The 22,736-nt window shown below is 39.6% G+C and carries 17 protein-coding genes; 14 read left to right on the forward strand and 3 right to left on the reverse strand.

From position 1 onward, the window contains the following. The first annotated feature begins 694 nt into the window (after positions 1-694). From C0033_RS10495 to C0033_RS10525, 7 genes are all read left to right on the forward strand, one after another. Positions 695-991, forward strand: a complete 297-nt coding sequence (locus C0033_RS10495) for a hypothetical protein (RefSeq protein ID WP_103227823.1) — start codon at positions 695-697, stop codon at positions 989-991. 238 nt (positions 992-1,229) lie between these two features. Further along, positions 1,230-1,667: a hypothetical protein gene (locus C0033_RS10500; RefSeq protein ID WP_103227824.1), complete on the forward strand. Its 438-nt coding sequence runs from the start codon at positions 1,230-1,232 to the stop codon at positions 1,665-1,667. A gap of 4 nt (positions 1,668-1,671) precedes the next feature. Further along, positions 1,672-3,402, forward strand: coding sequence for an ABC transporter ATP-binding protein (locus tag C0033_RS10505; RefSeq protein ID WP_103227825.1), 1,731 nt, complete (start codon positions 1,672-1,674; stop codon positions 3,400-3,402). A 77-nt stretch (positions 3,403-3,479) separates the two neighbouring features. Then, entirely contained in the window at positions 3,480-5,180 is a 1,701-nt protein-coding gene (locus C0033_RS10510) for an ABC transporter ATP-binding protein (RefSeq protein WP_180994675.1), read from the forward strand. 520 nt (positions 5,181-5,700) lie between these two features. Then, positions 5,701-6,108 (forward strand): hypothetical protein, encoded by a 408-nt coding sequence (locus C0033_RS10515; RefSeq protein WP_103227827.1) that lies wholly within the window; start codon positions 5,701-5,703, stop codon positions 6,106-6,108. Between the two features lie 4 nt (positions 6,109-6,112). Beyond that, positions 6,113-7,738: an ABC transporter ATP-binding protein gene (locus C0033_RS10520; protein WP_103227828.1), complete on the forward strand. Its 1,626-nt coding sequence runs from the start codon at positions 6,113-6,115 to the stop codon at positions 7,736-7,738. Positions 7,739-7,757: 19 nt separating this feature from the next. Further along, a complete protein-coding gene (locus C0033_RS10525) occupies positions 7,758-9,404 on the forward strand; it encodes an ABC transporter ATP-binding protein (protein ID WP_103227829.1) in 1,647 nt (548 codons plus the stop codon). A 99-nt stretch (positions 9,405-9,503) separates the two neighbouring features. On the opposite strand, the gene C0033_RS10530 is transcribed toward C0033_RS10525, so the two are convergent. Beyond that, positions 9,504-10,919, reverse strand: a complete 1,416-nt coding sequence (locus C0033_RS10530) for an AbgT family transporter (protein ID WP_103227830.1) — start codon at positions 10,917-10,919, stop codon at positions 9,504-9,506. Positions 10,920-11,243: 324 nt separating this feature from the next. Between C0033_RS10530 and C0033_RS10535 the strand changes: the two genes are divergently transcribed. The 4 genes from C0033_RS10535 to C0033_RS10550 all read left to right on the forward strand — a co-directional run bounded on the left by C0033_RS10535 (position 11,244) and on the right by C0033_RS10550 (position 15,690). Continuing rightward, complete coding sequence (locus C0033_RS10535) at positions 11,244-12,125, forward strand: LysR family transcriptional regulator (protein WP_180994676.1); 882 nt, start codon at positions 11,244-11,246, stop codon at positions 12,123-12,125. A gap of 92 nt (positions 12,126-12,217) precedes the next feature. Continuing rightward, the gene (locus tag C0033_RS10540) at positions 12,218-12,694 is read left to right on the forward strand and encodes a GNAT family N-acetyltransferase (protein WP_242984469.1); all 477 of its coding nucleotides are present in this window, start codon (positions 12,218-12,220) and stop codon (positions 12,692-12,694) included. Positions 12,695-13,146: 452 nt separating this feature from the next. Next, a complete protein-coding gene (locus C0033_RS10545) occupies positions 13,147-14,505 on the forward strand; it encodes a M20/M25/M40 family metallo-hydrolase (RefSeq protein WP_103227833.1) in 1,359 nt (452 codons plus the stop codon). 15 nt (positions 14,506-14,520) lie between these two features. After that, positions 14,521-15,690 carry a M20 family metallopeptidase gene (locus C0033_RS10550; RefSeq protein WP_103227834.1) on the forward strand — a complete coding sequence of 390 codons (1,170 nt, stop codon included), beginning with the start codon at positions 14,521-14,523 and terminating at the stop codon, positions 15,688-15,690. A 63-nt stretch (positions 15,691-15,753) separates the two neighbouring features. Here C0033_RS10550 and C0033_RS10555 read toward each other — a convergent pair whose 3' ends face one another. Further along, the gene (locus C0033_RS10555; protein WP_103227835.1) at positions 15,754-16,956 is read right to left on the reverse strand and encodes a class I SAM-dependent rRNA methyltransferase; all 1,203 of its coding nucleotides are present in this window, start codon (positions 16,954-16,956) and stop codon (positions 15,754-15,756) included. A 191-nt stretch (positions 16,957-17,147) separates the two neighbouring features. Between C0033_RS10555 and C0033_RS10560 the strand changes: the two genes are divergently transcribed. The 3 genes from C0033_RS10560 (at position 17,148) to fucO (ending at position 21,253) form a co-directional block, all read left to right on the forward strand. Next, complete coding sequence (locus tag C0033_RS10560) at positions 17,148-19,109, forward strand: fructose-1,6-bisphosphatase (RefSeq protein WP_103227836.1); 1,962 nt, start codon at positions 17,148-17,150, stop codon at positions 19,107-19,109. An 83-nt stretch (positions 19,110-19,192) separates the two neighbouring features. Further along, entirely contained in the window at positions 19,193-19,765 is a 573-nt protein-coding gene (locus tag C0033_RS10565; protein ID WP_103227837.1) for a TetR/AcrR family transcriptional regulator C-terminal domain-containing protein, read from the forward strand. Positions 19,766-20,104: 339 nt separating this feature from the next. Further along, a complete protein-coding gene (gene fucO, locus C0033_RS10570) occupies positions 20,105-21,253 on the forward strand; it encodes a lactaldehyde reductase (RefSeq protein ID WP_103227838.1) in 1,149 nt (382 codons plus the stop codon). Positions 21,254-21,755: 502 nt separating this feature from the next. On the opposite strand, the gene C0033_RS10575 is transcribed toward fucO, so the two are convergent. Further along, positions 21,756-22,703 carry a DUF1848 domain-containing protein gene (locus tag C0033_RS10575; protein WP_103227839.1) on the reverse strand — a complete coding sequence of 316 codons (948 nt, stop codon included), beginning with the start codon at positions 22,701-22,703 and terminating at the stop codon, positions 21,756-21,758. Positions 22,704-22,736 lie beyond the last annotated feature (33 nt).

A 22,736-nucleotide genomic window follows, 5' to 3' on the forward strand; every position in this document is an offset into this window, starting at 1 on the left:
AGAGTTGGATTCATTTATTTCTGTTATCATAATATATGTTCGAATTAAGCATGTCAAATCTTCGATAATTCCTCGGATGATAGTCCCTACGGCTGCAAACATGTAGTTTGAGCCCACAGGCGTACCTAAAAGGACGGCGCATGTGACGGTTAAAGGCGAAACTCCTGTTATACTTGTCGGTGACAACGTGATCGGGGCCATAATCATGGTGATGGTCCCCGAGTCCAGACCTATAAAGCCCATGCCAATACAGCATAGAAACAGCATGACCGACAGATGATAGCTTTTCTGTTTTTTCCTTATAAAATGTTTTACTACTTTGACTAAAGTACCGTTTTCAACAGCCGTTCCATAAAACATGGTAATCGATACCACTGGAAAAATAATCTTTAAGGGAATATATTCCTTCAAAACTCCCGGATTCATTCCCAAGACAAAGCAGCCAATTAAATAGGCTAAAGCAACTGCTGTCAAACCGAGATTAATCCTGTACTGTTTGTTCAGAAAAACGGCTAGAAAAAAGGCGGTGGCAATTAGTATCATACTCATAGATAATTCCTCCCAAGCATCGGAATACAACGGCTGTTATGAAACTATGAATGAAGAAAAAAGTCAAATTTTGATAACTGAATCGTGTTTACACTCTTAGACGATTGTGGTAAGATACTTACATAATATTAAGGAGCGTGATGCAATGGCATTAACAAACGAGGATCTTCTTGCGATATCACAAATGCTGGACACGAAATTAGATGCAAAGCTAGAACCGTTAAAAGTTGACATTCATGAAATGAAAAATGATATCAGGTGCATAAAACTTGATATCGAAAATATCATTAAACCAGATATCAAACTTTTAGCTGAAAATTACGTACCTGCCGCTAAAAAATACGAAAAAGCGGTGCCACAGATTGAGGCCATGCAAGCCGATATTGAAATTATGAAAAAGGTAATTGCTGAGCATAGCGAAAAGTTACAAAGAATTTCATAATGCAGCCACATAAATGAGAGTGTAAATTCTAGTGAGTTATTAAGGGTTTACGCTCTTTTTTATATCCGGCTATTTCTTGTTTGATTTTAGGGCATATATATATGAGAATAAGAATAAGCGAATTCAAGTTAAAATTATTTGAATAAACAAGTTTTACCAAGTATAATGATCCGTTAATTAAAGAAATATTACATTCACTTCTATAATCCTAGTTAAAAATGAAATAAGAGGCCAAGAAATGAAAAAAATAATACGGAAGGTCGGAAGAAAAATAAGTAAGTTATTTATTATGGCAGCAATCGATAAGCCCTTTTTTATTATTGCTATTACATTTTTGTGCATTGCATTAACTTTTCAAATATTGAATAAGACACAAGTCAATAAATATTATGAAACTACTGGTAAGATAGTGTTGGATGATATGAATAAGTATGTAATAAGACTTGATGGAGCAGATCCATATTCCGACTATATTGAAGGTGATGAGGTATTGTGGTTTTATGATGATCAAAGCAAGAGATATAGGGGGATCGTACAGTATAGCGAATTTTATAATGAGTATGTTATAAACATTAATATAAATGACCTTCAAAATGATAGCTATAATAAAAGCAAAGTCAGGGTTGAACTATTAGGTGAATATATAAGTTTATTTGAAAGGCTTATAGAGGATTAGCATTGTGAAAAATAAAATGACTTTAATCGATATATTTAAATATTATTCCAGACCTTATATGGGCCGTTTTTTTACTTTAGGGATTGCGATGGTTTTGCAATCCCTGGTTAAAGTTGCTTTGCCTATAATAAATGGTCTTGTTATTGATGAGATTATCTATCATCAAAATTTAAAGGTATTTTTTAGTTTAGCTAAGATACTTGGACTTGTTATAGTAGTAAGTATCTTATTAGAATTTATTATTACTTCAGGGTTTTGGTTTACGCAATTACGTTTTGCATTAGATATAAGATTGGCTATTATGAAAAAAATATATTCCGCGTATGGGAGTTTCTTGTCTAAGATGAAATCAGGAGATGCAGTACATACAGTTAATGCAGACACTCCCCAATATATGAATGTTATTACGGATAATATAATAGAATCTTTTTGTTCAATTGCCAGTTGTATCTTTGTATTTGGATATGTCGGATATATTAGTAAAACTGCATTATTTTTTATTCTTGTGTTAGTGCCTTTAACTGTATTTTTGTCTTACATTTTTGGTAAGATTTCCAGAAAATTGTCTTCTGAATTAAGAAATCAAGAAGGTAATTTTACAAGTTGGGTATTTGAAATAATAAAAGGGATACGTGATATTCAATTGTTGTCAGGAGAAACAGGTGTAATAAAAATATTTCAGCAACGCTATAAAACAATTATTAAATTGAACAAAAAAATTAATATGATGAATTTATTTTTGGAGCGGTCAAGCGCTGCTGTAGTTATAGCATCTGAATTTGCTTTCTACATATTGGGAGCCTATTTGGTTTATAGAGATGAAATAACGATTGGATCTTATATTACTATTAGATCTTTATTAGCAGTACTAAACGGGAATTTATCGCGCTTATGTAATTTTTTTGTTTTATTACAGTCCAGAAGGGCGAGTTTAGAGCGCGTTCAGAATTATTTGAATTTGCCTTCGGAAAGTTCTGAACCGGCAGATAAAGATTTTATAATAAGTAAGGGGGAAATAAATTTCCAAAATGTTTCATTTTCATATAATAAGAATCAACTTTTAAAGAATATCAATTTACAGATACCTCCAGGGAAAAAAGTAGCAATAGTTGGAAAAAATGGTGCGGGGAAGAGCACATTAGCTTATTTGTTATTACGATTTTACGAACCGTTGGAGGGTGAGATAACATTAGATCATATACCGATTAAAAATATTCCCTATAAAGAATTAAGACGATCTATTGGATTTGTTCAACAAGATGTTTTAATTTATAATGACAGTTTAAGATATAATATTACTTTAGGTGAAAATTATACGGACTCAATGATTTGGGAAGTCTGCAGAAAAGCTGCTATTGATAAAGTTATTGATAGCTTGCCAATGGGATTAGAGACCGTAATAGGAAAAGATGGGTTTAACTTATCAGGAGGGCAGCGGCAGAGGATTGCAATTGCCAGAATAATACTGAGAAATCCTCCAATATTGATTCTGGACGAGGCAACTGCTTCATTGGACAGTGAATCATCGAATTTAGTACAACAAGCATGGTTATCATTGAGTGATAAAAAAACATCGATTATTATAGCACATAACTTATCGTCTATTATTAACACTGATTATGTTGCAGTGTTAGAAAATGGTAAAATCATAGCATTTGACCAACATGCTGTCTTATTGGAGAACTGTCCATACTACTATGATCTGTTTCATAATCAATATTGTAAAAATAGTTAGAAGGGGCGGTCTTATAATTGAATAATAATATCCTGATTAAAAAGTTAAAGCTAATATCCAATTTTAAAGGTTATTTTATGCAAAAAAAATTACAAATACTTTTTTTGTTTGTATCTGAAATAATGTTAGTAGGTTACTTGTTTATAAATCCCCTATTTTATAAATACTATATAGATAAAGCTTTACTGGATAAAGAGATCAATTATTTAAAGTATGTAATTTGCGGACAATTACTTATATTTTTAATATATACACTTATACTTTATTTGAACAAGAATATAAAATTTAATTTGATTAATTCTGTTTTATATAAAATTCGAAATGATATTTTTAATAGTTTTCTGAATTTTAAAGAGAGCCACTTTAATAAATACAGTGCAGGTGATTTAAAACAAATTATATTTGGCGATTTTGAGCTTATAGAAAAATTTATTTCAAAACAGATTATTGATTATATAGTTTCGATATTTTTCATCTTTATTTTTGGAGTAGGGCTATTTAAAATAAGTATTCCATTAACTTTTGTTTGCTGTGCGATCATACCCCTGCCTTACATCGCAGGAATTATTATTGGAAAGATTAATTATAAAAGGGCTAAAAAGAAGCGGGAATTGTTTGGAGAGTATGAAAATTTTTTGCATTTTAGTTTACAGTCATGGAAAGAAATAAAGTCGCTATCCCTGGAAAAACAACAACTTTATGTTTTTCTGGATTATAGACGAAAAATCGCTAAATATGATATACGCAGCGGTTATTGTGATTATATAAAAGAAATGGTGGATTTTATTAATGAATCTTTTTTAATAAAATTGTCTATTTACTTTTTTGGCGGATTACTGGTTATGAGAGGTGATTTTTCAATCGGCAGTTTATTGGTTTTTCTTAATTATTATACTATTTTCTATAGTAAAATAATTTTTATAAGTTCCAGCGACTATGAATTTCATAGTGATCTCCCCTCTTTTTCAAAAATAATAAATATCCTTTCAGATAAAAAAGAAGAGGAGATTCAAAATAGTTTCAACAATGGAGATATATCGTTCAATAATGTATCATTTCGATACTCTGCAACTTCCCAATTTATGCTGGATCATATTTCCTTCTCCATAAAACAAGGCGAAAAGGTTGCATTTGTTGGTAAAAGCGGAAGTGGAAAATCAACAATTGTGAAACTCTTACTTAAGATACATAGTCCTTTAGAAGGCAGTATCTATATTAATGGAGAAAATATAGAGCATATAAATGATAAATTACTTAGAAAGAATATTAAATCAATTATGCAGGAAAGCATTTTGTTTAATATATCCATAAAGGAAAATCTTCTTTTGATTAAACCGGATGCTTCTGAAAATCAGATAATAAATGCATGCAAAATGGTTCATTTAAATGATTTTATTGAACAGTTACCAGATAAATATAACACAATCATAGGTGAAAAAGGAGTCCAGTTATCTGGTGGCCAGAAGCAATGCCTTAATTTAGCACGATTATTACTAAGTATGCCTGAGATCATTGTTTTGGATGAGGCAATGTCAGCGTTAGATTCCAAGATGGCAGAAAATGTTCAAAAAGAAATAATGGATGCTGCAGAAAATAAAACAGTAATTATAATAACTCACAAACTAACATCAGTATTTAATTTGGACAAAATTTTCGTTATTGATGATGGGAAAATAGCAGCTATAGGCACACATAGGGAACTGCTGTCCGGCTGTGATGTTTACATAAAGCTATATAATGAACAAATATTAGACTATAAAAATGTAGGCAATGAATAACATATGGATTGAAAGTTATAAAGACAATAAAATCGATAGCGAAAAATTTGTTCATGCTATGATTGCTAATATTAAAGACAGGACTTAATTGATGAAGGCAGGGATTATGCCTAAAGGCAGCGGAACGACATAAGAGTAATATAATTAAGTGAATAAAAAATGCTGAAAGGGGCTGTGAAAAACTTCCGTTTTTTAGGATGTTTTTTTACAGTCCCTTATTTTTTCATAGGCCACAAATGAATCATCTGAGCAATAATTGAAAAACAGTTAATATTTTTAATTGTAAAATATTCTGAAAACATTTAAAAATTATAAATATTGACTATAAAAAATGCGCGTGATATTATTGTGCATATATTAAATGTTAAATATATATAGAAATACAACATATTTGTTAGATAACAATATGAATTATATAAAAATAAAAGGATATTTATCTTATAATTATAATAATACATAGAGTTTGCATTGCAGTACAAGGTGCAAGAACTGTTTTAAAAGCTTGGTATGGGGTTAATGTATGATGAAAGATAGGGGAAAGTTATTAAAAATTTTTCATAATGTGTTTCAAGTGCATCCATTATATTTTTGGATTTTCTACGCTGTATTTTTTTTAATGGCGCTGATTTATTTGGACAATATCACAATCCCAGTATATAAATCTTACAGTGGAACGATAACAAAAGACAGTGACTATGGTTTATTATTCGCATCGCAGGAAGCGATTGAAGAATCGTGTTCAGATTATGCGTATTTGTATGATAACAGTAATAATAAACGCATTCGAGTTAAAATTGTTCAAATTAGCAATTTTAACTATTTATTAGAGATAAATAATGACAACTTAATATTGCACGATGAAGAAATACTATACTTAGATGTGCCGATTAAAAAGACCTCTCTCTTAATGTCGCTTGGAAGGGGCTGAAAATATGCCGAAATTTAAAATACCATTATTAAAGGATCATTGGAAACCAATTGCGCATTATACTGTGGGCTGGTTTATTATCATGTTATTGGAATCGACAATACCTATTATTTTAGGAATTATGATAAATATGATCGTTTATTATAGAAATTATGATGTGATTATTGAACTGGCTATGGCGTTTATTATAATTTTTTTGCTTATTAGCGTTCAATACTATTTTATATATACTCAGCATTCGTATCTATTAAGCAATTATGTATGGAATATAAAGTATGAATTGTTTAAACGAATTATTAATGCGGATAGAAAAGAGAGAAATAGTGTTGATATAGGGGATTGTATCAGTACAATTCAAAAGGATTCAGTAGAGTGCGTGAATTATATCATACGCAATCATGTCCGCATTACTTTATTTTTAGTATTCGTATGTATTTACATATTTTATATATTTAATATTAATATTATTCTTGGAATTATAACGTTGTTTTTGGCAGTATCAACATTAATTATCTCTCATTTTGTAGGGAAAAAGGTAAAATTATATTCCCAAAATGCTAGACAAGAAGAAAAAAAGTATACGGATTGGCTTTATGATCAATTACAAGGTGGTATGGATATTAAATTATTAAATGCTCAAACGTTTATATTGAGCCAAGATCAGTCCAGACAGAGCCAAATGATGTGTCAAATAAATTTAGTAAATATTTTAAAAAAGAAGTATCAGAAGATGATGGCTGTTCTTAACTTTTTATCCAGTAATGTTTTCTTATATTGCATTGCTGTCTTAGTAACAAAAAACAAAATTTTTATAGGTGATTTAATTGTTATTTTAGCGTTTTATTCCAAAATCATATCAAATATGAATGCTATTCTTTCAAATAAGCTGGAAGCTATGCAGCGTACTGCAAATATTAATCAGTTAAACTATTTTTTATTATTAAAGCAGGATGATATAAGAATGCGCACCGGTGTATTAAAAGTTAAAAAAGGTGAGCTGAGAATTGAAGATATTTGCTTTAACTATGAACAAGATCAGAAAACACTGTCTTACCGGTCAATTAATGTTCCGTCGGGGAAGTCGTGTGTAATAGTTGGAGCAAGCGGCTCTGGAAAGACTACATTGTTCAAGCTGATTCTGCAGCAATACCCGTTATTAAAGGGAAATATTTTCATAGATAATCAAAATCTCAGTAAATGCTCCGTTTCATCAATCTTTAATAATATAGGCTATGTTGCTCAAAAGCCTTTTATTATTAATGGTACAGTAAAAGATAATGTATGTTTTGGTAATACCGTGTTTAATGATCGTATGATATGCGATGTTTGTGAACAGGTCGGATTATTGAAAAATATTGCGTTACTGCCAAAAGGATTAAATACTATAATCGGACAAGATGGCGTTCAATTATCCATAGGGCAGCAGCAGTTAATTTGCATTGCCAGAGTACTTTTAAAGAAAACTAATTTAATTTTTCTTGATGAACCCACAAATTCATTAGACACAGAAACCGGCAAACAAGTTTTAGACGTGATTTTTAAGGTTTTTAAGGGGAAAACTATTTTAATTATTTCTCACGATGAAAATATTATTAAATTATGCGATATAAAATATTATGTAAATAAATAGTATAGAATGGGATGAGGTTATGTTAAAAAACGTATTTAATACAACTAAGAATATTATGACTTTATTTTCATTCAAGAAAAAATTATGGCTGTTTTTGTTCGTCAGTGTATTTTTGGCGTTGATATCACAGATATGCTTGATAATTAATTCTTATATTTACCGCTATTTTATCGACATAGTAATTATTGAGCAAAAAAAGGAATATTTAATAATCACTTTAATGGGTTATAGCATTTTATTTATAATTTCAAATATTATGGATTATGCTGCTTATAAACGTAATATTAAAATATCATCCCAAGCGGTTCAGAAAACGCGTAATACAATATTAGGCAAATATCTTCATTTTGATATTACTGATGAATATGTGGAGTTTCGCAAAATTTTAATTGATGAACTGCCTTTGATCTATGAATTTATTGATAAAGTTTTAATGGTGTTTTGCGTAAATTCTTTAGCTGTGATTATTTGTTTTGCAGCAATGATAAATTATAACTTAATCCTTACTTTGGTATGTATGGTGACAATTCCGATCACATATTATCTTAACCAAGTAGTTTTAAAAGGGGAAAGTGATGCAAATAAAATAATTCGGGATAATGATAAAGATACAGAGAAGTTTTTAGCAAATATAATTGAAAATAGTGATCAAGTTAAAATATTAGATTATGAACTTAAAAATACGAAAGAAATATTTGATATTTATAAAGAGAAGAATTTATGGCTGCAGCTAAAATATGCTGTTTATAATATAACACGATTTAGAGTAATGCCTTTAATAAAAAATGAATTAATTATGCAGCTTTTGGTATATATTGTTGGCGGTATTCTGATTATGGCTGACCAGATAGCGCTTGGAACTTTACTGGGGTTTACAGTACTATTTAATTTGTTTCAGAAAAATTTAAATCTTGTATTTCAGGCATGTATGGATATACAGGCCAATGCGGTTCATTATTCTGCTATTATAGATAACTATAATAGCAGTGATAATTCACAAGACGGAATAGTTGTTGAAAAGATAGATTCGATAAAATTTAAGAAATTTGAACTTTATATTGACGATAAGAGGTTATTTAAGGAGTTAAATTACAATATATGCAACGGAGATCATGTCTTTATAACGGGAAGAAGCGGGATTGGAAAAAGCACGTTACTTAAATGTATTCTTGGACTACATAAACAGTTTGATGGTGATTTATTAATAAATCAGAATAGTATATCGGATATTAAACAATCCTGTATATATGAAAAAATTGGTGTGGTGCTTCAGACTAGCCGATTGTTTGCTGGAACTATTAAAGAAAATCTGCTTTATGCAAAGAATGATGCTACTCTTAAAGACATGGATAATGCGTGCAAGAGGGCGGGGTTATTTGAATATATAAAGAGCAGTAAAGAGGGTTATGATACGTTTGTAGGGATAAATGGATCGTTGATGTCTGGGGGCCAGCGCCAAAGATTATTGCTTGCAAGGGTATTTATTAATGATTATGATATAGTTTTGCTTGATGAACCTGTAAATGCCTTAGATAGAGATATGAGACAAGAGGTGCTTGATAACTTAATGGAGTATGCAAATGAAAAATCAATAATTATTGTTTCTCATGACATATTTGATTGCTACTATGATTTTATATTTTGTGACCTATCACAATTTATTTAGAGAGAGGGGACGTGCAGAAGAGATGGATGGGGAAGCTGATGTGGATCGTCCACTCCAACTTCCCCTTTTCAAGTGTATTTTACTTAATTGAAATTTTTTTTACATCGGCCCCAAATGAATCATCTGAGCAATAAATACCAGCACGCTGCCCGTCACGATCCAAATCAGACAAATTCTCCACATAAATCTCATCCAACGGTCATAAGGAATGTTCGCAACGCTTAAATTTCCCATAAGAGCGGTGGACATCGGAAGGATATAGTTACAGAATCCGTCTCCGAAGTTAAATGCCAGAATCGATGTCTGACGCGTAATACCAACCATGTCGGCTACAGGAGTGAAGATCGGCATAACCACAGCCGCCTGGCCGGAACCGGAAGTTACTAATGCATTGATTAAGAAGTTAACCCAGTACATGCACATGCCGCGCAGATAAGACGGGAACACCTTTAATACAAGAGTACATCCATAAACGATAGTATCCAGAATATGAGCTGCTGAAAGAACGCCTGAGGTAGCGCGGGCCAGTCCCAGAATCAGGGCGGAAACCGTAAGCCTCTTACATCCTTCTGCGAAATGAGTTGCGATTTTACTCGGGCCAAAGCCTGCGCAGATACCGGAAAGCAGAGCCAGCCAGATGAATACAACGGAGATTTCCGGAAGATCCCATCCGCGGGTTACACAGCCCCAAACTAAAACGACCAGACAGCCCACTAATGTGAGAAGGCAGAGGATTTTCCGCAGATCCATATGATGATCGTCCATGCCTGCGTCGGATGCGGAAACTGTGGTCTGGCTGTCTAAATCGTACATCGGGCTGAGGGTTGGGGTAGCTCGTACTTTACGGGCATACTGTACCAGAGCAATGCTGGTGATAATCCAGAATACGAAAAGACAGAAGAAACGGTAACCGATGCCGGAATACAGCGGCAGGTCTGCAATCTTTTGCGCAACGATGGTGGTGGATGTATTTAATGTACCGGTAGAGAATCCGATTGCGCCGCCGAGCAGAGGTAGGGCAGCTCCCGTTATGGAGTCAAAGCCCATGGCCCGGGCCATCATGATAATGACCGGCGTGAACCCGATGAATACCGTTACGGACTGTGTTGTAGCTATGGCTGCAAACAGCAGGAGCAGTACAGGGATAAAAATAGCCTCTTTACTGCCGAATTTTTTAACAACTTTTGCGATCAGCACCTGAAGCGCGCCTGTATTTACCAAAACATTGAATGCGCCGCCGGAGATGATAACCATGAAGATCAGGGATGCGCTGGATTCAAATCCTTTAATTACATAGTTAGGGATTCTGAGTGGGTTAACCGGAGTTTTTTCTATATAAGAAAACTGATCCGGAACTACGACTTTAATACCTTGGGCATTTTCCACGCGGGCAAATTCGCCGGCAGGAACGATCCAGGTCAAAATAGAGGTGACCAGGACGATCCCCAGAATAATGACAAAGGTATGGGGAACTTTAAATAACTTTTTTGCTTTTGGTGTGCCAGATGAATTCATACTTTCCTCCATTCCGCCGCATGAGCGGCCAGTAATACATTGAAAATGCCGGAATACATAGAATTGTTGACTGCAATGAACGCTTCGGCATTTCTTTAAGTGAAATATAAACAGTTAGATAAGAACCGGAATTTCCACGGAAAGGAAGCTATTTCCTCATTGCAGGAGGGATTTTAACATAGTATAATGAATTAAAGTTTTAACGTAAAGATATAATTTATTTATGGTAAAATGGCAGGTATAAATTTTTTGAATGGTAAGCTGTTGTTGCATTAGAGGAAGCGGGGAAAAAAGATGCAGTTAAAGGAACAGGTTTATGTATTAATGCTTGCAAAGTATAAAAATATCACGAAAGCAGCTGAAAAATTAGGGCTGAGCCAGCCGGCCATGAGCACATTTTTGAATAATCTGGAGAATTCATTGGGGATTAAATTATTTGATCGGAAGGAAAAACCCATGCGTTTGACCCAGGCGGGGGAACTTTATGTGCGGAAAGCGGAGCAAATGTTGGAATTGAAGGCACAATTCGATTTGGAACTGACCCATCTGGTGAACAGCCACCCGGCTCAGATCCGCGTGGGGCTTCAGCAGATCCGGGCGCCCCATATTATCACGCCTCTCACCATGGCTATGAAGCAGGAATTCCCCAATCTGGAAGTAATTTTTTACGAAAACAGCGGGACAATTTTGTATGAAATGCTGAGAGAGGGCAGATTGGATTTAATACTATGCAACAAGCGTGAAACTTGGCCGGATATGGAATATGTCTGCCTGATGAAAGAAAAGCTGCTGTTTGTCGCGCCTGCCAATCACCCCTATCTGTCAAAACAGCGAAAAACCAATGAAAAATATCCCTGGATTGATTTGAATTTGTTCAGGCAGGAAACATTTATTCTTCCGCCTCCCGGATTCAGCACCAGATATTTTGCCGATCAATTGTTTAAATCCTTAGGGTGGAGTCCGAGAACGAAGGAAATTTACCCCAGGACTGAGACGACGGTACATATGGCGGCGGCCGGTTTGGGCGTGGCGTTTGTATTGGAAAGTTATGTGTCCTATTTTAATTTGGCCCGGCAGCCAAAGTATTTTGTTGTGGGAGATCCTGTGGTAGTAACGGAATATGTGGCGGTTTACCCGAAAAATAAATATAATTCCACTGTTTTTGACCGCTTTTTAGAGATGATCCGCTTTATTTTGTCACAGTAACGGTTCGGCTTCCTGCTATTTGTGTTTTTCCATAGGCGGATCTATTGGACAGGTCTTGGTCTTATTAGATTGTTAAATTTTGAGAGGAAGTTATGGAAATGATAATGGTATCAACCGAAAGAATGTCTATATTCCCAATTTCCGATGAAGAAATGAAGATAAAAATCGAACAGGAAACGAACGAAGAAATAAAAAGTGCATATACGGAAATGCTTGCCTGCTGTAAACGGAATCCCGAACAACGTATTTGGTATGCAATATGGTTAATGCAGCTTAATGACGGCAGCAGACAAATCGTTGGGGACCTGTGTTTTAAGGGGATAAATGATAATGGAAGCGTAGAGATCGGCTACGGCATGAACCCGGATTATGAAGGCAGAGGCTTGATGACCGAGGCTGTTGCCGCTATGGCTAAGTGGGCGATTGCTCAAGAGGGCGTATCCTGTATCGAATCAGAAACAGATCCCGGCAATAGCGCTTCACAAAGAGTCCTTGAAAAATCAGGATTCGTACCAAATGGTGTGACAGGAGAGGAAGGGCCAAGATTTGTATGGAAGGGCAAGGCCTGATTAGGAAGCAAATTATTCCCATTCAGCGCCTGAAACTGTGAAATTATCAATAAAAAGTTTTCTACTATTGACAAAATTTATATTATTGTGTAATAATAAACAAAGATAAGAACTAATTTCAGACGGATAAAGGGAGCGGGTCCTCGGGGCCAGGCTCTGTTATTTATGCGGTCATTTGCCTGATCTGCATTTACAAAGTCTGGCCTCAGAGCTGTTTGGGGTCGGGCTTTTTTTATATCATAGGAAAGGGGTCCTATGATATAAAAAGCCCTCCGGGCAGGAGCGCACTGGGGTGGTGAGGTATAATGTCGCTGAAGCGCCCCACCGCAGGCGGAGAATCCCGCAGGCGGGATTCTTTCTAAATTCATGAGGTGGGGTAAAAGGTCATTTGGCCTCATGAAACGGTACAGTTACTACACACTTATAAGTCAGCACAGAAAGGATGTAACGATATGGATTATACAAATTTCACACCTAAATTAAGGGAATATATTAAGACGCATGAAAAAGAGCTGGTTGACAATCTGGCCGCGCTGGTGGCACAGCCCAGCGTCAGCAGCACCAGCGAAGGGGTGGAAGAATGCTGTGACATGCTGGTGGATAAGATGAAAAAGATGGGACTGGATGTGGTAAAGCAGCCGGTAAAACCTCATCCGGCCATTACAGCCAGCTGGGGCAATGATCCTGAGAAAAAAACGGTTTTGATTTACGCCCATTATGATGTGCAGCCTCAGGGAAAATTGGAAGCGTGGAGAACTCAGCCATTTGATCCTGCCATTATAGACGGGGTGATGTACGGAAGAGGAACTGCGGACAATAAAGGGCCGCTGATGGCTCATTTAAGCGCGGTGGAATACTGGCTCAGGGAATACGGAGAGCTTCCGGTCAATTTAAAGGTCATACTGGAGGGCTCGGAGGAGAGCAACAGCGAGGGGCTTCCCGATTTCCTGCGGGATAACAAGGAGCTGCTGAAAGCGGATATGGTTTATTTCAGCGACGGATCAAAGAACCACAATGACCAGCCGATCATTGCCCTCGGTGTGAAGGGAATGCTCTATGTAGAGCTGGTGCTCACCACTATGACAAGAGATCTGCATTCCCAGTATGCGCCTGTGCTTCCGAGTGCAGCATGGCAGATGGTTCAGCTTCTTAACAAGCTGAAAACAGAAGACGGTGTGGTGCATGTACCGGGCTTCTATGATGATGTGGTTGCGCCTACGGAAAAAGAGAAGGAGATCTATGCATCCCTTCCTAATGTGGATGAAAATCTGAAAGCCGGATACGGAGCATATCCTGTTTATCCGAAAGAAAAAGGATATTATATTCAGCTCAATGGAACGCCAAGCTTTAACATATCCGGCATTTATTCCGGCCATACCGGACAGGGAACTGCCACAGTCCTGACATCCAAAGCGGTTGCCAAGATCGATATGCGTCTGGTTGCCCATCAGGACGGCAATAAGATATTGGAAAATCTCCGCAGCTATATCAAGGAATTGGGATATGACAATGTGGAGGTGATCTGCCACGGAATTACGGAACCGGCCAAAACTCCGGTAGATACTCCGTATCTGGCTCCGGTGGAAGCGGCAACCGGAAAAGTTTTCGGAAATTACATGATTTATCCAAACCGTCCGTCCACAGCTCCTGATTATCTCTGGACCAATATCCTGGGTCTGCCGACTATTCAGGTCCGGTGGTGCGATGCAACTTCGGATAACCATGCGCCAAATGAGCATTTGACACTGGAAAATTATTTGAAAGGAATTGAACTCACTGCTACAGTGCTGAAGGAAGTCAGCGAGATGTAAGAAAGGAGCTGTCTGATGAAACAACTGCTTTTTCAGGAAATAGACAATAACGCCAATATTTTATGGGATATGGCGGATCAGATTTTCGACCATCCGGAAATGGGAGGAGAGGAGCGGTTTGCCAGCGGCCTTCTCACCGATTATCTGGAATCCAATGGTTTTACTGTAGAACGGGGGCTGGCCGGTCTGGACACCGCATTCCGGGCTACCTATCAGCAGGGAGAGGGCGGACCGAGAATTGGAATTCTCTGTGAATACGATGCGCTGGAAGGTTTGGGACACGGCTGCGGCCACCACATGCAGGGCCCGGCCTGTCTGGGAGCTGCCGTTGCATTAAAACAGATTTATAAAGACAAACCCTATACGCTGGTGGTTTATGGAACTCCTGCTGAAGAGACTTTCAGCGGCAAACTGGTGATGCTGAAAGCCGGATACCTGACCGATTTGGACGTAGCGCTCATGATGCATGGAGCGCCGGATACATGTACGGATGTGAAATGTCTGGCTTCATCTTCCTTTGTGGTCACATTTCACGGAAAATCAGCCCATGCCGCATTAAAACCCGAGGATGGGCGCAGCGCATTAGACGCTTTAAACCTGGCATTTCACGGAATTGAATGCATGAGGGAGCACGTGAGGGATGATGTGCGGATGCACTATACCATCGCAGAACTGCCTGGCCCGGAAAATGTGGTGCCGTCCAAGGCGGTGGGGCGTTTTTCTCTCCGCTCCTTTTCAAGGGAGTATTTAGACGAGGTGGTGGCCCGGTTTAGAGACGTTATTCAGGGAGCGGCTCTGATGGCTGGCGTTACTTATGATATCGTGGACAGAAAAGCTCTGGCCAATAAGATACCGGTGCTGGCGCTGAATGATCTGATGATCGCCAACGCAAAGGAAGCCGGTGCGCCTGGAATTAAGCCGCCGAGAGAGAAGACAGGATCTACGGATTTTGGCAATGTTATGCATGAGATTCCGGGAAGCTGTATCCGTGTGAAATTCGTTCCTACCGGAACTTCTTCCCATACGCAGGCATTTGTGGATGCGGGAAAGAGTGAGGACGCGCATAAATGTGTGATTTATGCGGCGAAGACGATTGCCGGGACGGCTATGGATCTGATAGCTGACGATGAGGCGCTGAGGCGTGTGAAGGAAGAGTTTGCTAAGAATAAGGAAGTTTATTTGTAATGAAATAGGGGAGGCCCGTCTGAGCCTCCCCTTATTTCTTGCGTACTCTTAGATAATTAGATATTAATGCTCATCGCACACCTGAAAAATATAAAATTTCAAATAATAAGAAGAATCCGCCGCCCAAAGAATCGGATGATCCGCCGCCTGGGTGCGGTACTCCACCTGGCGCAGCCTTTTATGCACGTTTCCGGCGGCTTCTCTTATGGTTTTTGTAAATAATTCCGGGTCCATAAAGTGAGAGCAGGAACAGGTTGCCAGATACCCGCCGTCTTTCACCAGCTTCATGCCCCGGAGGTTGATTTCCCGGTAGCCTTTCACCGCATTTTTAATGGAATTTCTGGATTTGGTAAAGGCGGGCGGGTCCAGGATCACAACGTCGAATTTCTCACCTTTCTTTTCCAACTCAGGAAGTAGTTCAAATACATCCGCACATACAAACTGTACCCGGTCGGAAAGTCCGTTTAATCCGGCGTTTTCCCGGGCCTGACTGATGGCTAATTCCGATGCGTCAGTGCCTAAAACAGAGGCTGCGCCGGCGATGCCGGCGTTTAATGCAAATGATCCCGTATGGGTGAAGCAGTCCAGAACCTTTTTTCCCTTACAAAGCCGCTGAATGGCAAGCCGGTTGTATTTCTGATCCAGGAAAAAGCCGGTTTTCTGGCCGTCCTGGACGTCTACCATGTATTTGACTCCATTTTCTATAATTTCCACCTTGGTATCAAACGGTTCGCCGATAAATCCCTTGATCCGTTCCATCCCTTCCTGAAGGCGCACTTTTGCATCGCTGCGTTCGTAAACGCCGCGGATTGTTATTCCGTCTTCTTTCAGAATCTGTTTTAATTTTTCTACGATTATTGGCTTCCAGCGGTCGATGCCGAGGGCAAGGGACTCCACCACTAAAACATCAGAAAATTTGTCGATGACGATTCCGGGGAGGAAGTCGGCCTCTCCGAAGATCACGCGGCAGCTGGACGTGTCCACCGTAGTTTTTCTGTATTCCCAGGCGTTGCGGACGCGCATCTCTATGAACGCATCGTCTATGACGGTGTCTTTTTTCCGTGACATCATGCGGACTGTGATCTTGGATTTCGTGTTGATGAATCCGTGCCCCAGGGGATAGCCGTCAAAATCTTCCACGAAAACCATGTCTCCGTTTTCAAATTCCCCTTCGATTTTGTCGATTTCATTGTCATATATCCATAAACCGCCTGCTTTTAATGAGCGGGCTTCGCCTTTTTTTACTTTTACAATCGCTTTTTCCATAGTTATCCTTTCACATTTTGCATGCGGGAACATGCAGACCGGTCTTTTTTTGTGCCGTTTGGCATAGGTGCAGCTTATTATAACATACCTGAAATCTCATAACAATACAAAACCGGAATAGGAACCGGGTGTGGCATTCTAAGGTGGCTTGTGGTAAAATGGTTACAAAGATAACCGGGAGGAGCTTTAACATGAGTATGTTGGAACAAAGATATCTGGAACGCCTGGCTGAGTTGTATCCTACCATAGCATCTGCGTCCACAGAGGTGATCAACCTGGAAGCGATTCTGAACCTTCCAAAAGGGACGGAGCATTTTTTGACGGATATCCACGGGGAATACGAAGCATTTTCCCATGTGCTGAAAAATGGTTCCGGCGCGGTGCGCAGAAAAATCAACGATATATTCGGCAACACGCTGAGCAATGAGGACAAGCAGACCCTGGCGACTCTGATCTATTATCCGAGGGAGAAGATGGTTCAGATCTTAAAGACCAGAAAGAATAAGGAAGACTGGTATAAAGTGACCCTCTACCGCCTGATCGAAGTGTGCAAGCGGACGGCCAGCAAATACACCAGGTCCAAGGTCAGAAAAGCGCTGCCTCCTGAATTTGCATATGTTTTGGAAGAACTGATTACGGAAAAGGTGGATGTTTCGGATAAAGAATCCTATTATAATGCCATTGTTAAGACGATCATCCGGGTAGGCCGGGCCGAGGAGTGTATCATCGCCATGTGCGAACTGATTCAGAGATTGGCTGTGGATCATCTTCATATTGTGGGGGATATCTATGACCGGGGGCCGGGGCCTCACATCATCATGGACAAGCTGATGGAGCATCATTCTGTGGATATCCAGTGGGGAAATCATGATGTGCTGTGGATGGGGGCTGCCGCGGGACAGATGGGCTGCATTGCCAATGTGATCCGCATCTGCGCCAGATATGGAAATCTGGACATCTTGGAGGACGGATATGGGATCAACCTGCTACCGCTGGCTACATTTGCCATCAATACCTATAAAGACGATCCATGCAAGTGTTTTCAGTTGAAAGGAGCCGGACCCTACAATTCCAATGAGCTGGAAATCGATATACGGATGCATAAGGCCATATCCATCATTCAGTTTAAGGCAGAAGGCCAGTTAATCAGGAAAAATCCGTCATTTCAGCTGGAAAAACGGAATCTGCTTCATCGGATCGATTTTGAAAAGGGAACCATCTGCATAGAGGGAAAGGAATACGAGCTGCTGGATCACAATTTCCCAACGGTGAACCCTGAAGATCCTTATGCGTTTATCGAACAGGAAGCGGATATTATGGAGCGGCTGGAACGGGCGTTTTTAAATTGTGAAAAACTGCAGCAGCATATGCGTTTTCTGCTGGCGAAGGGAAGCCTTTATAAAGTGTACAACGGAAATCTTCTGTACCATGGCTGCATTCCGCTGAATGAGGACGGAAGCTTTAAAGAGGTGGATATCTTCGGAAAGACTTACAAGGGAAAGGCGCTTTATGAGGTGCTGGATAACTATGTGAGAAAGGGATTCGTGTCCAAGGACAGCAAGGAGCGTGAGAGGGGCCGGGATATGATGTGGTATATCTGGCTCCACGAGAATTCACCGCTGTTTGGAAAAGATAAGATGGCCACGTTTGAACGGTATTTTCTGGCGGATAAGGAGACGCATAAGGAAAGGAAAAATCCTTATTATTGCCTGCTGGAAGATGAATCCGTGGTCGATCACATTTTGGAGGAATTCGGGCTATTGGGGGAAGGAAGCCACATCATTAACGGCCATGTGCCTGTGAAGAGAAAGGACGGGGAGAATCCGGTCAAATGTAACGGCAAGGTTTTGGTTATTGACGGAGGATTTTCCAGGGCTTATCAGAATGAAACGGGAATTGCGGGATATACGCTGATCTATAATTCCTACGGGCTGATTTTAGCGGCTCATGAACCATTTGAATCCACGGAAGCGGCCATTGAAAAGGAAAGCGATATCCGGTCGGAAAGCATTATCATTAAGCGGGTTTCGGCCAGAAAACTGGTGGGGGATACGGATATCGGAAAAGAGCTGAAGGAGAAAATCAGGGATTTGGAACAGCTTTTGGAGGCGTATTATTCCGGCAGAATCGTGGAGAAGTTCAGAACCAGATAGAAAGGTTACGATTCACAGCCCCGGCGGCCTCTGCCGCCCGGGACTGTGAATCACAACTATAGAAGAAAATATGGGAGAAGTTTATGCTTGAAACATTAAAGAAGACAGACAGAACCAAGTACCGGCTGGCTGATTCGATGAAGGAATGTATGAAGACCATACCGGTGGACAAGATTACGGTAAAGAATATTGTGGACGGCTGCGAGATGACGCGCCAGACATTTTACCGGAATTTTAAGGATAAATATGATCTGATCAATTGGTATTTTGACAAATTGGTGCTGGAATCCTTTGAACAGATTGGCGTGGAGAAGACGATTGGAGAAAGTTTGACCCAGAAGTTTGAATTTATACAGAATGAAAAGGTGTTTTTTACGGGAGCATTCCGCTCGGATGATTATAATTCTCTGAAGGAACATGATTTTGAGCTGATCCTGCAGTTTTATACGGATCTGATCACCAGAAAGACCAAGATGCCTCTCAGCGAGGATATGCAATTTCTGCTGGAAATGTACTGCCGTGGATCTGTATACATGACCGTGAAATGGGTGCTGGGCGGGATGAAAAAAACGCCCGAAGAGATGTCAAAGGCTTTGGTGGAGGCGGTTCCGCCCAAATTGGGAGAGGTGCTGACAAAGCTGAATCTGCTGTCTTAAAATATGATTTTTGTATTAGGGAAATTTTGTTGTATACATTGTGACATTTGAGGCGATTTGTAACATATTTGACAAATCCATTTAAATGTCACTTTCTTTTTTTGTGCATTGTTGTTAAAATAATAACATAACGTAACTGTTCAGAGGGCGGAAATATTGATATAAAAATCAGTGTCAAGCTTGCTTGTAAGCGGATTTTTATATCAATATTTCCATCGGAGGAATCTCCGATGCTTCTTGTATGGCCGTAGGCCATGCAAGAAGATGCCCCCTCTGAATAGTTACAATATAACAAAGAGAAAGCAATAAACACGTACATAAAAAAGGAGAAATGAAATCATGGCAAACAGAATTGTATTGAATGAAACATCTTACCACGGCGCAGGCGCGATTCAGGAGATCGCAGCAGAAGTGAACAAAAGAGGATTTAAGAAAGCATTTGTATGCTCTGATCCGGATTTAATCAAATTCAATGTAACTTCAAAAGTAACCGATGTTCTGGAAAAAGCCGGACTTCAGTATGAAATTTATTCAAACATCAAACCAAACCCAACAATTGAAAATGTACAGACCGGTGTGGCTGCATTTAAAGCATCCGGCGCTGACTATATCATAGCAATCGGCGGCGGTTCTTCCATGGATACAGCAAAAGCAATTGGAACGATCATCACAAACCCAGAATTTGAAGATGTCAGAAGCTTAGAGGGAGTTGCTCCTACAAAGAACCCATGCGTTCCGATTATCGCAGTTCCTACAACCGCAGGTACGGCTGCAGAAGTTACCATCAACTATGTAATCACAGATGTTGAGAAAAAACGTAAATTCGTATGCGTTGACACTCATGATATCCCGGTAGTGGCTGTTGTTGACCCTGAGATGATGTCTTCCATGCCAAAGGGCCTGACCGCATCTACAGGAATGGATGCATTAACTCATGCAATCGAAGGATACACAACAAAAGGCGCATGGGAAATGACAGATATGTTCAACTTAAAGGCAATCGAAGTGATCGCCCGCTCTTTAAGAGGAGCAGTGAACAATACACCGGAAGGCCGCACTGACATGGCTCTCGGACAGTATCTGACAGGTATGGGATTCTCCAACTGCGGACTGGGAATCGTTCACTCCATGGCTCACGCATTAGGCGCAGTTTATGATACTCCTCACGGTGTTGCAAATGCAATCCTGCTTCCAACCGTTATGGAATTCAATGCGGAAGAAACAGGAGAAAAATACAAAGACATCGCAAAAGCTATGGGAGTTGAAGGCGTTGACAGCATGACTCAGGAAGAATACAGAAAAGCAGCTGTTGAAGCGGTGAAAAAACTGTCTCAGGATGTTGGTATTCCGGCTGACTTAAAAGCGATCGTGAAGGAAGAGGATATTCAGTTCCTGGCTGAATCAGCAGTGGCTGATGCATGTGCACCTGGAAATCCAAAAGATGCAAGCCTGGAGGACATTATTGCACTTTATAAATCTTTAATGTAAATGTTTTATTTAACTGACTAAGAAACGCCGGAAAGAAGGGGAAACCTGGGCGGGCGGCGGAACTGATAAGAGATAGGGGATTCGAGTTTCGACCCTAAGAGGTACTAAGGCCGTCAGAAACGGAAAAAGGCAGCGCGGCGCCATTCGCGATGAACTCTTTATGACTTCATCGCTCAAGGGCGCCTCAAATACTGATTCGGAATTCAGTATTTGTCTGCCTTTTTCCGTTTCTGCCGACCAAGTACCTCTAAGGGTCTGCAAACGATCCCCTATCTCTTATCAGTTCCGCCGCCCGCCCAGGTTTCCCCTTCTTTCCGGCTGTTGTTTGGCTAGCTGAGTAAAAAAATTTATGTAAAGGGTGAAGGCTTTTGGTGAAATGCCTTCACGATTTAATGTAAAGGGTGAGGTCATTTTGCGAAATGCCTTGACGATTTAATGTAAAGGGTGAGGTCATTTTGCGAAATGCCTTGACGTTTAAAGTAAATACCTGAGGGTATTTGATTTATGGGCGAAAAATGGGCAGTTTCAGCTGAAAATCTTTGGCGGTGGAAACTGCTCTTGGTTTTACCAGATCTTCTTCTGTTAAGGTACTGCAAAGGAGCGGTGAAATGGGATCGCATTCTTCTTTATTTCTGCTCAGAAGAGACGGGCTGTAGTTGGCGTAGCAGTAGGCGCATCCGTTGAAGCAGGTGTTGTAAGAGCCGATATCGATGCTGGAAGCACAGCCGCATTGAGATCGCTGGTTTTTATCTTTTTCCAGGGAGAGGGAGCAGTCTAAAATGCGCTCCAGAAGCATTTTATCGATGCAGCTTCCATGGTATATGCCGAATTCGCTCAGATCGATGGTTTCGGAGCAGGTGGTGAGGGTCAGGTGGTATTCGGCCGCTATTTGGGAAAATGCGGAGGCAATGGTTTTCATATCTTCTTCATTTAATGATTTTAAGGACAGTTCCCGGCTGTGGCGCATGACATTTTGATATAGGTCGATGAAACTGATCACCACTTGTTTTGTATAATTGCTCAGACGATGGGCAAACTGGCCGAATTGCTGGATATGGCGGTCGGCTGTCCAGGCGTCGTTTAAAAGAATTGGGTCGTATCTCCAAATCACCCGGTCGGGGCCGATGCGTTCCGACAGCTTTTGAAATGTGGGAATCAGTGCTTCTGATTTGGACGGCAGATTTTTTTCGATCTCCGGGCCGTAAGGGGTCAGAGTGAACTGGAAATAATATGCGCGGCCGTTCAGAAGATCTAATTTGGGAATCATGGGAGCGGGATTTTTGCTCCAGAAAACGATTCCGTCCACAACGTCCGGGGACAGAGGAATCCGGCTGACCTGGTGATAATTCATTGGATTGCGGGTCAGCACAAATCCTTCTTTCAGACGGTTGAAAAACCATTCACTGTGGCAGGCCGGGATATCGGTGCGGCGGCTGGCGCTGATTATCATGATCATATCTCCTTTTAGGGTTGAAATATCTTG

Source organism: Clostridium sp. chh4-2 (assembly GCF_002899675.1).
In the GTDB taxonomy this organism is placed as follows: Bacteria; Bacillota; Clostridia; order Lachnospirales; family Lachnospiraceae; genus CHH4-2.